Below are 13,081 nucleotides of genomic sequence, written 5' to 3'. Positions count from 1 at the left end.
GACGGGGAACGAACCTGTCCAAAATCGGTTCGTGTGCCTCATCGCTTCCCGCTGTCAATCCAGGAAGGGCGATGAGCGTTACACTTCATGTCTGCATCACCTGCCGCGCCGGCCAGACGCCGGCGGAAGGTGAGCTCGCGCCCGGTGCACGCCTGCATGCCGCGCTTGTCGAGGCCGGCGTGCCCGATGACGTCAATCTGGTTCCCGTCGCATGCCTGTCGGCCTGCAGCCAGGGTTGCTCGGTCGCGCTCAGCGCGCCGGGGCGCTGGTCCTATGTCTACGGCCGACTGTCCGCTGATAATGCCGCGGATGTGATTGCCGGTGCCTCCGCCTATGCGGCGGCGCCCGACGGCATCGTGCCGTGGCGCAGCCGTCCGGAAATCTTCCGCAAGCAATCGCTCGCCCGCATTCCACCTCTTCCCGTCGTGCCGGAGGCCGCAGAATGACCACGCTCGCCAAAATTCCGGTCACGGTCGTGACCGGCTTCCTCGGCTCCGGCAAGACGACGCTGATCCAGCATCTGATCCGCAATGCCAACGGCAAGAAGCTCGCGGTGCTGGTCAACGAGTTCGGCAGCGAAGGCGTCGACGGAGACATCCTGAAGTCGTGCGCCGACGCCAATTGTCCGGCCGAGAACATCGTCGAGCTCGCCAATGGCTGCATCTGCTGCACCGTCGCCGACGATTTCATCCCGGCGATGGAGCAGTTGCTGGCGCGGAACGTGAAGCCCGATCACATCGTGATCGAGACCTCGGGGCTCGCCCTGCCGAAGCCGCTGCTGAAAGCGTTCGACTGGCCGGAGATCCGTTCGCGGATCACGGTCGACGGCGTGATCGCGCTCGCCGACGCCGAGGCCGTCGCCGCCGGCCGTTTTGCGCCTGATCCGGCCGCGGTGGATGCGCAGCGTGCAGCGGACGACAATCTCGACCACGAGACGCCGCTGTCGGAAGTGTTCGAGGACCAGATCGCCTGTGCCGATATCGTGCTGCTGACCAAGGCGGATCTCGCCGGGGCGGAGGGGATCAAGGCAGCGAAAGCGGTGATCGCGGCCGAGATGCCGCGCGAGGTGCCGATGTTGCCGGTCGTCGACGGCACGATCGACGCGCGCGTGATCCTCGGGCTCGGGGCGGCGGCGGAAAACGATCTCGCGGCGCGGCCGTCGCATCACGATGGCGAGGAGGAACATGAGCACGACGATTTCAATTCGGTTGTGATCGATCTTCCGGAAGTTTCGGATGTCGACGCGCTGGTCGCCTCGATCAAGGGGCTGGCGCGCGAGCAGAACGTGCTGCGCGCCAAGGGCTTCATCGCGGTCGAAGGCAAGCCGATGCGGCTATTGGTGCAATCGGTCGGGGAGCGGGTCAGGCATCAGTTCGACATGCCCTGGGGCGCCCGGGCGCGGCAGTCGAAGCTCGTCGTGATCGGCGAACATGCCGACATCGATGAAGCCGCGATCAGGGCACGGCTTGGTGTCTGATGCACGTCGTCTTCCGCGAGAGCCGCGGCCTTGAGGAGACCGCGACGCCAAGGGACCTCGGCCAGGATCCGGCCGATCTCGTGGTGTTGTCGTTTTCCGACAGCGATCTTGCTGCCTTCGCGGCCGGCTGGCGGCGCGGCCGCGCCGCGTTGCCGTCACTGCGGCTCGCCAATCTCGCGGAGCTGCGCCATCCGCTGTCGGTCGATACCTATATCGAGCGGACGCTGTCGCACGCGCGTGGCATTCTGGTTCGGCTGATCGGCGGCGAGCCCTATTGGTCGTACGGGCTGGCCGCGGTGCATCGGCTGGCGAAGGAGCGCGGCATCGCCCTGGTCGTGCTGCCGGCCGATGGCCGCGACGATCTGCGGCTGGATGAGTTCTCGACCTTGCCGGTCTCGACGCTGCGCCGTCTGAAGGTGCTGTGCGACAAGGGCGGCCCGGTTGCCGCGCAGGCCGTGATCGCGCAACTGGCGCTGGCGTCCGGACTCTATGCCGGGCCGGTGGTCGGCGAGATCGATCTTCCCGAGATCGGCGTCTACGATCCCCGGCGCGGTGCCGTCGCGGCGTTGCCGGCACCGGACGGCCGGCCGCGCGTGCTGGTGACGTTTTATCGTTCTTATCTCGCGGCCGGCGACACCGAGCCGGTCGATGCATTGATCGATGCATTGCGTGAGAGGGGCTTTGATGCCCACGGCGTGTTCGTCACCTCGCTGAAGGCGGCGGGCGTGGCCGACTGGCTGCGCGCTCAGTTCGCGCAATGCGCTCCAGCGGCCATCGTCAATGCGACCGCGTTTTCCGCGGCCGGTGACGACGGCGCGACGCCGTTCGACGCCGCATCATGCCCGGTGTTCCAGGTCGCTTTGTCGACGGCGCAGCGCGAGGATTGGGCCGGATCGCTGCGCGGTCTGTCGCCCGGCGATCTCGCGATGCATGTGGTGCTGCCGGAGGTCGACGGCCGCCTGTTCGCGGGCGTCGTCAGCTTCAAGTCGCCTGGTGAGCGCGATCCCGAGCTGCAGTTCGCGCATCTTGCACATCGACCGGATGCCGAGCGCGTCGCTGCAATTGCCGCACGCGTGGCCGCCTGGCATCGGCTTGCCAGCAAGCCGACACAGGAGAAGCGGCTTGCGCTGGTGCTATCGAACTATCCCGGCCGTCCACATCAAGTCGCGCATGCCGTCGGCCTCGATGCGCTTGCCTCGGTCGGGGCGATGCTGGCTGATCTCGCGGCCGCCGGATTTGACCTTGAGCCGGTGGCGTCGCTGGGCGACATTCTTTTGCGCAGGACCCTGACGTGGAACGTCGCCGACTATCGCGCGGCGCTTTCCGGCCTTCCCGAGCTGCTGCAGGACGATCTCAGCCGCGCATGGGGCGCGCCGGAAGATGATCCCGATTGCCGTGACGGCGCATTTCATTTCGCGGCGATCTGCTGCGGCAAATCGGTCATTGCCGTTCAGCCGGAGCGCGGTGAGGTAGGGCAGCGCGACGCCGACTATCACGATCTGGCGCGCACGCCGCGCCACGCCTATGTCGCGTTTTATCTGTGGCTCAGGCGGCAGGCCATCGACGCCGTCGTGCACATCGGCGCGCATGGCACGCTGGAATGGCTGCCCGGCAAGTCGGTTGCGCTGTCATCCGCATGCTGGCCGGAGGCGCTGATCGGCGATCTGCCTGTTGTCTATCCCTTCATCGTCAACGATCCCGGCGAGGCGGCGCAGGCCAAGCGCCGGATCGGTGCCGTGACGATCGGTCATCTGCCGCCGCCACTGGCACAGGCCGCGGTCCCCAAAGGCTTGCGCAATCTTGAGCGCTTGCTCGATGAGTATTCGACCGCCGATGGTCTCGATCCGGCGCGGCGGCAGCGCCTGATCGCTGCGATCCGCGACGAAGCGCGCATCGCCGGGCTGGAGGACGATCTCGGTCTCGCGGCGTCGGTCTCGGCGGCCGAGGCCGTTCCGCAGATCGATCGTTTCGTCTGCGACCTCAAGGAAAGCCAGTTCGGCGACGGCCTGCATGTGTTCGGGCAGGGCGCCTGCGGCGAGGCGGAGAGGGCGGCGCTGCGCGATGCGCTCGCGGGTCGGCGCGTGGCGCCGGGGCCGTCGGGCTCGCCCTATCGCGGGCGCCGCGACGTGCTGCCGACCGGACGCAACCTGTTTGCCGTCGATCCGCGCGCGGTGCCGACGCCGTCGGCGCATGCGCAGGGCGTGAAACTCGCCGAGGAGCTGCTGCGCCGTCACTTGCAGGATCACGGCGACTGGCCGAAGGGACTCGTGGTCGATCTCTGGGGCTCCTCGACGATGCGCACCGCCGGCGAGGACTTTGCGATGGCCCTGCACCTCGCGGGCATCGCGCCGCGCTGGGATCATGGATCGGGGCGGGTGTCGGGCTACGACATCATCGCGCCGGCGGAGCTCGGCCGTCCCCGCATCGACGTTACGCTGCGGGTGTCGGGGCTGTTCCGCGACGTCTTCTCAGGGCTGGCCCAGTTGTTCGAAGCCGCGGCGGAGGCGTTGTCCGAACGCAGCGACGAGGCGGACGAGAATCCCTATCGGCAGCGCATCGCGCGCGTGTTCGGTCCTCGCCCCGGACATTATGGTGTTGGTATTTCGTCGGTCCCCGACGTCTTCACACCGGAGGCGCGCGAGGCGGCCGGCGAAGCATGGCTGTCGGCATCGTCGTGGGCTCTCGCATCCGACGGCGAGATGCGGCCCGATCGCGCCGGCATCGAGGCGCGGCTCGCGGCTGCGGACAGTTTTGTTCACACCCAGGATCTGCCGGAGACCGATCTGCTGCTGGCGGCCGACTACGCCGCGCACGAGGCGGGCATCGCGGCGGCGGCGAGGCGCCTTGGCACGAAAGCCCCATCGCTCTATCACCTCGATGCGACGCGGCCGGATCAGCCGTATGCCCGGGCGTTGACCGAGGAAATCTCACGGGTGGTGCGAGTGCGCGCGGCCAACCCTGCCTGGATCGCGGGCATGATGCGCCATGGCTTCCGTGGTGCCGCCGAAATCACAGCGACGTTGGAGCACATGGCGGCGTTCGCCCATCTTGCCGGCGCGGTGCCGCCGCATCTGTTCGATCTCTACTACGATGCGACGCTCGGCAATGACGAGGTTCGCGGCTTCATGGCGCGCGAGAACCCGGCGGCGCTGGCTGCGATCGAAACCTGCTTCACGAGATTGCATGAAGCCTCGCTCTGGCAGACGCGGCGCAATTCGATCGCGGCTGCGCTGCAGGAGGCCTCATGAGCGCGGTTGCGGTCAAGGGCTGGTGTCCAGGCGCGCTGCGGCCGATGCTATCAGGCGATGGCCTCGTGGTGCGCATTCGCCCGCGCGGCGGACGGCTGGACGCGGCGCAGGCAACGGGAATCGCCAAGCTGTCGGCGCGATACGGCAATGGCCTGATCGACCTGACCAGCCGCGCCAATCTCCAGATCCGCGGCGTCAGCGATGAAGCTTATCCGCCCCTGGTCGATGGGCTCGCTGAGCTCGGGTTGCTGGACACGGACTCGAATACCGAGGCGCAGCGCAACATTCTGGTGACGCCGTTCTGGACCGCCGTCGACGAGACGCGCTCGCTTGCGACCGAGCTTGAGCAAGGGCTTGCCGGTGCCTCGCTTGATCTTCCAACCAAGTTCGGCTTCGCAATCGATGATGGCGATGCGCGGATGCTGGCGCGCGCGTCCGCCGACGTCAGGATCGAGCGCGATCGCAACGGCGGACTGCTGGTACGTGCCGATGGCGCACAGTGCGGGCTTTCGGTCACGCGGAGCGAGGCTGTGCGGACGGCGTTGGCGCTGGCCGAGTGGTTCGTCGCTTCCGGCGGAGTCAGGGGTGAGAAAAGGCGGATGGCGGCCCATCTCGCCGGCGGCGCGAGCCTGCCGCAGTCGCTTGGCGGTGATGCCGAGCCCGTGGGCCAATCGTTGAGCCCTGTGCCGGGCATCTATCCAATCGGCGCGATGGTTGGCGTCGCCTTCGGGCAGATGCCGCACCAGACGCTCAACGATCTCTCCGGCTGCGCGCGGGCTCTCCGCATGACGCCGTGGCGGATGATGCTGGTGGAGGGGATGCGCGAGATGCCGGGTGGGGCGGACCTCGTGACTGATGCCGGCGATCCGAGGCTGCGCGTGGTCGCCTGCAGCGGCGCACCGCGCTGCAGCGATGCGCATGCGGATACGCGTATGCTGGCGTCGGCGCTCGCGCGGCATATCCCACCTGATGCGCGGCTTCACGTCTCCGGCTGCGCCAAGGGCTGTGCCCATTCCGGTTCTGCGGATGTTACCCTCGTTGCGACAGACAACGGCCTTGATCTGATCCGCCGCGGCACGACGCGGGATGCGCCGGTCATCCGAGGGTTGAGCAGTTCGTACCTCGTCGCAAATCCCTCTGTGCTGACGGGAGGCCGCTGATGCCGCACGTCTACGAGACCGATGGCGCGACGATCTATCGCCAGTCCTTTGCCACCATCCGCTCCGAGGCCGACCTTGCCCGCTTCACGCCAGACGAGGAGCCGGTGGTCGTGCGCATGATTCATGCCGCCGGCATGGTGGGCCTGGAAGCGCATGTCCGCTTCACATCGGGCATGGCCGCCCGCGCGCGAGCCGCCTTGCAGGAGGGCGCGCCGATCCTCTGCGACGCGCGCATGGTGTCGGAAGGAATTACGCGCGCGCGGCTGCCGGCCGGTAATGCCGTCATCTGCACGCTCGGTGATGTCAAGGTGCCTGCACTCGCGCAATCGATGCGCAACACGCGCTCCGCGGCAGCGCTCGAGCTGTGGCGGCCGCATCTGGGCGGCGCCATCGTCGCGATCGGCAATGCGCCGACGGCGCTGTTCCATCTGCTCAACATGCTGGAAGATCCCGATTGCCCACGGCCGGCGGCGATCATCGGCTGTCCGGTCGGCTTTGTCGGCGCGGCGGAATCCAAGGCGGCATTGATGGCTGAGCCCCCCGCGCCGGCACTAACGGTCGAGGGACGGCTCGGTGGTTCGGCGATCACGGTTGCCGCCGTCAATGCGCTGGCGAGCCGGAGCGAATAGCGATGGGACGCATCATCTGCTGCGGCCTCGGCCCAGGCGATCCGGACCTGATGAGCTTGCGCGCCGACCGCGTTGTGCGTGCCGCGAAGCACGTCGCCTATTTTCGCAAGAAGGGCCAGCCGGGGCAGGCACGCCGCATTGTCGAAGGCTTGCTCGCCGCAGACGTCAGCGAATATCCGATGGAATATCCGGTCACCACCGAGATCGCGTTCGACAGTCCGGACTATGCGCGGCTGCTTGCCGACTTCTATGACGAATGGGCCGAGCGCCTGGCGCGATTTGCGCGCGCGGTCGACATCGTCGTGCTCTGCGAGGGCGATCCCTATTTCTATGGTTCATTTATGCATCTGCATGCGCGGCTGCAGGGGCGTGTCGAGATCGACGTGATCGCCGGCATTCCCGGCATGGTCGGCTGCTGGAATTCGGTGGGACAGCCGATTGCGCTGGCCGACGATGTGACGACCGTTCTGATGGGGACGCTGCCGGAGGCGGAGCTCGCCGAGCGGATGCGCAGCTCCGACGCGCTGGTCGTCATGAAGACCGGTCGCAATCTTCCGAAGATTCGCCGCGCGCTGGCGTCCGCGGGGCGCCTCGATGATGCGTGGCTGGTCGAACGCGGCACCATGCCGGATCAGCGCGTCGCCCGGCTTGCGGATATCGGCAAGGCCGAGTGTCCGTATTTTGCGATCGTGCTGGTGCACGGGCAGGGGCGGCGCAGGGAGGCCGCGCTATGACCGGCACGTTGACCATCGCGGGGCTCGGTCCGGGCGACGAGGCCCTGATCACGCCGGAGGTCTCTGCTGCGCTTGGGGCTGCGACCGACATCGTCGGCTATGCGCCCTATGTGACGCGGGTGCCGCCGCGCGCCGGGCTCACGCTGCATCCCTCGGACAATCGCGTGGAGTTGCAGCGCGCCGCTGACGCGCTGCGGCTCGCGTCGGAAGGAGGCCACGTCGTCGTGGTGTCCTCAGGTGATCCCGGCGTGTTTGCGATGGCATCGGCTGTGTTCGAAGCGCTGGAGGAAGCGCCGCAATGGCACGACCTGCCGATCCGCGTACTGCCCGGCGTGACGGCGATGCTGGCGGCAGCCGCAAGCGCCGGCGCGCCGCTCGGTCATGATTTCTGCGCGATCAATCTCTCCGACAATCTCAAGCCCTGGCCGCTGATCGAGAAACGCCTGCGGCTTGCGGCCGAAGCGGATTTCGCGATCGCGATGTACAATCCGCGCTCGGCCAGCCGGCCGGAAGGTTTTGGGCGCGCGCTCGAGATCTTGCGCGAGGCCGGCTGTGACGAGCGGATCGTGGTGTTCGCGCGCGCCGTCAGCACGCCCGAGCAGCGGATCGAGACGGTCGAACTGCGCGACGCGAGGCCGGAGATGGCCGACATGCGGACGCTCGTGATCGTCGGCAATTCGGCGACACGGCGGGTCGGCCGCTGGGTCTACGCGCCGAGGCAGGTCCGATGACCGAGCCATTGCATCACCTCGCTCACGCTGTCCACCCGCGGCCTGTCGGGCAGCAGCGGCCGCGTGATCATGATAACGGGAAGGCCGAGCACGCGGGCGGCGTCGATCTTGGCGCGCGCGCCGGTTCCGCCGGAGTTGCGGGCGACGATCCACTCGATGCGACGTGCGCGCATCATCGCGAGTTCGCCCTCGAGCGTGAAGGGGCCGCGCGAGACGATGACGTCGGCATCGGGCAATGGCAGCGCTTGCTCGGGCGGGTCGACGAAACGCAACGTATAGGCATGTTGCGGCCGGTTGTCGAACGGCGCGATATGCTGGCGGCCGATCGCGAGGAACACGCTGGCGCGGCTGTCCGGCAAGGCCGCGGCTGCGGATACGACGTCCGCGACCTCGATCCAGCGATCACCGGAGGTTTTGTCCCAGGGCGCGCGTTCGAGCGCGAGCAGCGGCGTTGCGGTCTGCGCGCACGCCGCGATGGCGTTGCGGCTCATCTCGGCCGCGAAGGGATGCGTCGCATCGACCACATGCGTGATGGCTTCGCGTTGCAGATAGTCGGCAAGACCGCTGACGCCGCCGAAACCACCGCTGCGGACCGGCAATGGCTGGTCAGCCGGCGCACGGGTGCGGCCGCCATAGGAATAGACCGCGTCGATCCCCGCGCTTGCGATCGCAGCGGCGAGCAGATTGGCATCGGCCGTTCCGCCCAGGATCAGGGCGCGCATCATGGATAATCCCTGGTTGACCATCATCGGCATCGGCGAAGATGGCCTTGCCGGCCTCTCCGATGCAAGCCGAAAGGCGCTGTCCGAAGCCGAAACGGTTTTCGGTGGCGAACGGCACCTCGCGCTCGCCGGCATCGCCGACCGTGGCCGTGCCTGGCCGGTGCCGTTCGATGCGAACATCGTGCTGAGCTGTCGCGGCCGTCCGACGGTGGTGCTCGCGTCGGGCGATCCGTTCTGGCATGGCGTCGGCGGAAGCCTTGTCGAGAAGCTGCAGGCCGGTGAGTGGGACGCGCACTCCGCGCCGTCGACGTTCTCACTGGCGGCGGCTCGTTTGGGCTGGCGTATCGAGGATACTGTCTGTCTCGGTCTTCATGCCGCGCCGTTCGAGCGGCTGTTGCCGCATCTGGCGCGCGATGCACGTATTATCTGCCTGCTGCGCGACGGCAACGCGGCGTCCGACCTCGCGCGCTGGCTGACGGAGCGTGGTTGGGGGGCGTCGGCAATATGGACGCTTGCGGCGCTTGGCGGACCGCGTGAATCCATCACGCGGCATCGCGCCGACTCGTATCCGGGTGATTCAGGCGAGAGCCTGGTCGCGATCGCGCTGGAGGCGCGGGGAGCGCAGGGAATCGCAAGCAGCTCGGGTCTTGCCGATGCGCTCTTTGTGCATGACGGGCAACTGACAAAGCGGCCGGTCCGCGCGCTTGCGCTGTCGGCGCTTGCGCCGCGGCTCGGTGAGCGGCTGTGGGATGTCGGCGCGGGCTCGGGCTCGATCTCGATCGAATGGGCGCTGTGTGGAGGGACGGCGATCGCCGTCGAAGCCCGCACCGAACGCGCCGCCAACATCCGCAGCAATGCGGCGAGCTTCGGCTTGACGCATCGGATCACAGTCATCGAGGGCGAGGCGCCCGGCGCTTTATCGGACCTCGCGGCGCCCGATGCGGTGTTCATCGGCGGCGGCCTCGATGCCGCGATGTTCGATGCGATCTGGTCGCAGATCGCGCCGGGCACGCGGCTGGTCGCGCATGCGGTGACCCTGGAGACAGAGGCGCTGCTCTGCGATCTGCACCAGCGTCATGGCGGCGAGTTGATGCGACTCGAGATCGCGCAGGCCGAGCCATTGGGCCGCTATCGCGCCTGGAAGGCCGCACGGCCGATCGTGCAATGGAGCGCGCTCCGATGAAGGTCGCTGGTCTCGGATTCAGGCGCAATGCCAGTGTCGCGTCCTTGCGCGACGCGCTCGACGCGGCCGGCGGTTCCGACGGCCTTGCGGCCGTTGCGACGGTGAGTGACAAGGCCGACGCGGCGGCATTGAGAGACTTGGCGCGGGAACTCGGGCTGCCGGTCCGGAGCATTCCGGCCGGGGTCCTGGCTGAGATAAGGACTGCAACGCAATCCGAGTTCATCAAGGCAAGATTCGGAACGGGCTCGGTCGCCGAGGCTGCGGCAATCGCTGCAGCAGGGCGCGGTGCGCGCCTGATCTCGGTCAGGGCCGCGTCACAGGATCGGATGGCCATCGCGGCGATCGCGGAAGGAGACGGCGAATGACGGTGCATTTCATCGGCGCAGGGCCTGGCGCTGCCGATTTGCTGACCCTGCGCGGGCGCGATCTCATCGCCTCGTGCCCGGTTTGTCTCTATGCCGGATCGCTGGTGCCATCGGGTGTTCTGGCGCATTGTCCGCCGGATGCGCGCATCGTCAACACCGCGCCGCTGTCGCTCGACCAAATCATTGCCGAGATCGCTGCCGCGGATGCGGAGGGCAAGGACGTTGCGCGGCTGCATTCGGGCGATCTCTCGGTCTGGTCGGCGATGGGCGAGCAACTGCGCCGGCTACGCGCGTTGCAGATTCCGTATTCGGTCACGCCCGGGGTGCCGGCCTTCTCGGCGGCTGCGGCAGCGCTGGAGGCCGAGCTGACGCTGCCGGGCCTTGCGCAATCAGTGGTGCTGACGCGCACGCCGGGCCGGGCGAGCGCGATGCCGGATGGCGAGACGCTCGCAGCTTTTGCCGCGACCGGCGCGGTGCTGGCGATCCATCTTTCGATCCATCTGCTCGACAAGGTCATCGCCGAGCTCACGCCGCACTACGGCGCGGATTGCCCGGTTGCGATCGTCTGGCGCGCGAGCTGGCCGGACCAGCGCATCGTGCGCGCCACGCTCGCGACGCTCGATACCGCCGTCGGCCCCGAGCTCGAACGCACTGCGCTCATTCTGGTCGGCAAGACGCTCGGCGCGGACGAATTTGCCGAGAGCCGTCTCTATGCAGCCGACTACGACCGCCGCTACCGTCCGGTCGGGGCGGCACCGCGTTTTCCGGAATCGTCGCCGGAATCATCGCAATGACCGCGGGGCTCGTCATCTCCGCGCCGGCATCCGGTGTCGGCAAGACCACGCTGACCCTGGCGTTGGCGCGCGCCTATCGCAATCGCGGCGTGAGAGTGCAATGCCTCAAGAGCGGGCCTGATTACATCGATCCCGCCTTTCACGCGGTCGCCACCGGACGCGCGTCGGTCAACATCGATAGCTGGGCGATGGCGCGCGAAGCCATCGCGCATTTGGCAGGCCGCGGCGCGGATGCCGATCTCGTGCTGGCGGAAGGCTCGATGGGACTGTTCGACGGCGTCGCCGCGCGTGGCGTCTCGGGAACCGGCGCCACCGCCGACATCGCCGAGATGATGGGATGGCCGGTATTGCTGGTGATCGATCCCTCCGGCCAAGCACAGACGGCAGCGGCAGTCGCGGCGGGATTGCGTGATTTTCGCGCCGGCGTACGGCTTGCCGGCGTCGTCCTCAATCGCGTCGCGAGCGCACGGCATGAAGCCCTGGTGCGCAATGCCATGGCCGGCGCGGGCATTCCGGTACTGGGATCGCTGCCGCGCCACGCCGAGATCGCCTTGCCGAAGCGTCATCTCGGCCTGGTGCAGGCCGAAGAGCAGGCCCAGATCGACGGTCTGATTGACGAAGCCGCACGCTTCGTCGCCGAGCATGTCGATCTCGACGCCGTGCTGCGATCGGCGCGCGCCTCGTCGCCACAACCAGCCGTGCGTGGGCTGGATATCACACCGCCCGGTCAGCGCATCGCGCTCGCACGCGACGCGGCGTTCTCCTTTGTCTATCCTCACATGCTGGAAGCCTGGCGCGCGGCCGGCGCAGAGATCATGACGTTCTCGCCGCTTGCCGACGAAGGCCCCGACGCTGATGCCGATGTGTGCTGGCTGCCCGGCGGCTATCCCGAACTGCATGCCGGCCAGCTTGCGGCCAACAGGCGATTTCTCGGGCAGCTCCGCGCCTTCGCCGAGACGAGGCCGGTGCATGGCGAATGCGGGGGCTACATGGTGCTGGGCGCCGCGTTGACCGATGCCGACGGCGTGCGCCACGAGATGGCGGGCCTGCTCGGCCTTGAGACGAGCTATGCCAAGCGCCGCATGCATCTGGGCTACCGGCTCGCCGAGCTTGCCGCACCGATGCCCGGCCACGGCCCAGGCGCACGCCTGCGCGGCCACGAGTTTCATTATTCGACGATCATCGCGCAGCCCGACACGCCGCTCGCGGTGGTGCGCGATGCGACCGGTACGATCGTTGCGGAGACCGGATCGCGGCGCGGCTGTGCGACGGGTACATTCTTCCATCTGATTGCGGAGGACCGGTGAGCGGATTCGTTTCCTTCGTCTCGGCCGGTCCCGGCGATCCCGAACTCCTGACCATGAAGGGAGCCGCGCGGCTGCGCGAGGCCGATGTGGTGCTCTATGACGATCTTGCCTCGGGCGCGATCCTCGATCTTGCGCGCTCCGGCGCCAATCTCGTCGCAGTCGGCAAGCGCGCCGGCCGCCTGTCGGCGAAGCAGCACCATGTCAGCCGGCTGCTGGTCGATTACGCTGCCGCCGGCGTGCGGGTGGTGCGGCTGAAATCCGGCGACGCCGGCATTTTTGGACGCCTCGAGGAGGAGATCGAAGCGCTGCGCGCGGCCGGCATCGGCTACGAGATCATTCCCGGCGTGACCTCGGCGTCGGTTGCCGCCGCGCAGGCCGGCATTCCGCTGACGCGCCGGCTGACCTCGCGCCGGGTCCAGTTCGTCACCGGCGCCGATGTGACGGGCGAATTGCCCGCGGACCTGAACTGGGCGGCGCTGGCCGATCCGGAAGCGACCACCGTCGTCTATATGGGGCGGCGGACCTTCCCGGCATTGGCAGCAAGGCTGATCGCGCACGGCCTCGCGCCCGACACGCCCGCACTGCTGGCGGAATCGCTCGGCCACGCCGACGAGCGGCTGCTTCGCACCACGATCACAGCGCTGGCCGACCGGCTCACGCATGCCGAGGCCGCTACGGTGGCTGCCGTTATCCTGTTCGGTGCGCTGGCGCCGGAACGAGGGTGACGCGGC

General features: G+C 68.1%; 13 protein-coding genes. 12 read left to right on the top strand and 1 reads right to left on the bottom strand.

All coding sequences use genetic code 11. The annotated features are described in order from the left end of the window. Positions 1–71: 71 nt before the first annotated feature. Genes QA635_RS27070 through cobJ form a run of 7 tightly spaced genes read left to right on the top strand, consistent with a single transcriptional unit; the run spans position 72 to position 7,979 of the window. Positions 72–446 (top strand): DUF1636 family protein, encoded by a 375-nt coding sequence (locus QA635_RS27070; RefSeq protein ID WP_028331460.1) that lies wholly within the window; start codon positions 72–74, stop codon positions 444–446. Continuing rightward, a complete protein-coding gene (gene cobW / locus QA635_RS27065; RefSeq protein ID WP_283062414.1) occupies positions 443–1,477 on the top strand; it encodes a cobalamin biosynthesis protein CobW in 1,035 nt (344 codons plus the stop codon). Before QA635_RS27070 ends, cobW begins: the two co-directional genes overlap by 4 nt. Further along, positions 1,477–4,725, top strand: a complete 3,249-nt coding sequence (cobN, locus tag QA635_RS27060; protein WP_283062413.1) for a cobaltochelatase subunit CobN — start codon at positions 1,477–1,479, stop codon at positions 4,723–4,725. The genes cobW and cobN overlap by 1 nt, the downstream gene beginning before the upstream one ends. After that, a complete protein-coding gene (gene cobG, locus QA635_RS27055; protein ID WP_283062412.1) occupies positions 4,722–5,885 on the top strand; it encodes a precorrin-3B synthase in 1,164 nt (387 codons plus the stop codon). The genes cobN and cobG overlap by 4 nt, the downstream gene beginning before the upstream one ends. Then, positions 5,885–6,514, top strand: coding sequence for a precorrin-8X methylmutase (locus QA635_RS27050; RefSeq protein ID WP_283062411.1), 630 nt, complete (start codon positions 5,885–5,887; stop codon positions 6,512–6,514). The genes cobG and QA635_RS27050 overlap by 1 nt, the downstream gene beginning before the upstream one ends. Before the next feature lie 2 nt (positions 6,515–6,516). Beyond that, on the top strand, positions 6,517–7,248 hold the full coding sequence (locus QA635_RS27045) for a precorrin-2 C(20)-methyltransferase (protein WP_283062410.1): 732 nt from the start codon (positions 6,517–6,519) through the stop codon (positions 7,246–7,248). Further along, complete coding sequence (gene cobJ, locus QA635_RS27040; protein WP_283062409.1) at positions 7,245–7,979, top strand: precorrin-3B C(17)-methyltransferase; 735 nt, start codon at positions 7,245–7,247, stop codon at positions 7,977–7,979. Before QA635_RS27045 ends, cobJ begins: the two co-directional genes overlap by 4 nt. On the opposite strand, the gene QA635_RS27035 is transcribed toward cobJ, so the two are convergent. Then, complete coding sequence (locus QA635_RS27035; RefSeq protein WP_283062408.1) at positions 7,955–8,704, bottom strand: cobalt-precorrin-6A reductase; 750 nt, start codon at positions 8,702–8,704, stop codon at positions 7,955–7,957. The genes cobJ and QA635_RS27035 overlap by 25 nt on opposite strands. Here QA635_RS27035 and cbiE point away from each other — a divergent pair. The 5 genes from cbiE to cobA are packed head-to-tail and all read left to right on the top strand — an operon-like array spanning position 8,703 to position 13,075. Continuing rightward, positions 8,703–9,884 carry a precorrin-6y C5,15-methyltransferase (decarboxylating) subunit CbiE gene (gene cbiE, locus QA635_RS27030; RefSeq protein WP_283062407.1) on the top strand — a complete coding sequence of 394 codons (1,182 nt, stop codon included), beginning with the start codon at positions 8,703–8,705 and terminating at the stop codon, positions 9,882–9,884. The two genes, QA635_RS27035 and cbiE, sit on opposite strands and share 2 nt — an antisense overlap. Next, a complete protein-coding gene (locus tag QA635_RS27025; RefSeq protein WP_341850389.1) occupies positions 9,881–10,249 on the top strand; it encodes a cobalamin biosynthesis protein in 369 nt (122 codons plus the stop codon). Before cbiE ends, QA635_RS27025 begins: the two co-directional genes overlap by 4 nt. Next, on the top strand, positions 10,246–11,043 hold the full coding sequence (cobM, locus tag QA635_RS27020) for a precorrin-4 C(11)-methyltransferase (protein ID WP_283062403.1): 798 nt from the start codon (positions 10,246–10,248) through the stop codon (positions 11,041–11,043). The genes QA635_RS27025 and cobM overlap by 4 nt, the downstream gene beginning before the upstream one ends. After that, on the top strand, positions 11,040–12,350 hold the full coding sequence (locus tag QA635_RS27015) for a cobyrinic acid a,c-diamide synthase CobB (RefSeq protein ID WP_283062402.1): 1,311 nt from the start codon (positions 11,040–11,042) through the stop codon (positions 12,348–12,350). The genes cobM and QA635_RS27015 overlap by 4 nt, the downstream gene beginning before the upstream one ends. Continuing rightward, the gene (gene cobA / locus QA635_RS27010) at positions 12,347–13,075 is read left to right on the top strand and encodes a uroporphyrinogen-III C-methyltransferase (protein WP_283062400.1); all 729 of its coding nucleotides are present in this window, start codon (positions 12,347–12,349) and stop codon (positions 13,073–13,075) included. Before QA635_RS27015 ends, cobA begins: the two co-directional genes overlap by 4 nt. Positions 13,076–13,081 lie beyond the last annotated feature (6 nt).

This window comes from Bradyrhizobium brasilense (assembly GCF_029714345.1).
GTDB lineage: Bacteria > Pseudomonadota > Alphaproteobacteria > Rhizobiales > Xanthobacteraceae > Bradyrhizobium > Bradyrhizobium australafricanum.
Note: the sequence above shows the minus strand (reverse complement) of the source record. Positions and strands in the feature narration are given on the sequence as shown.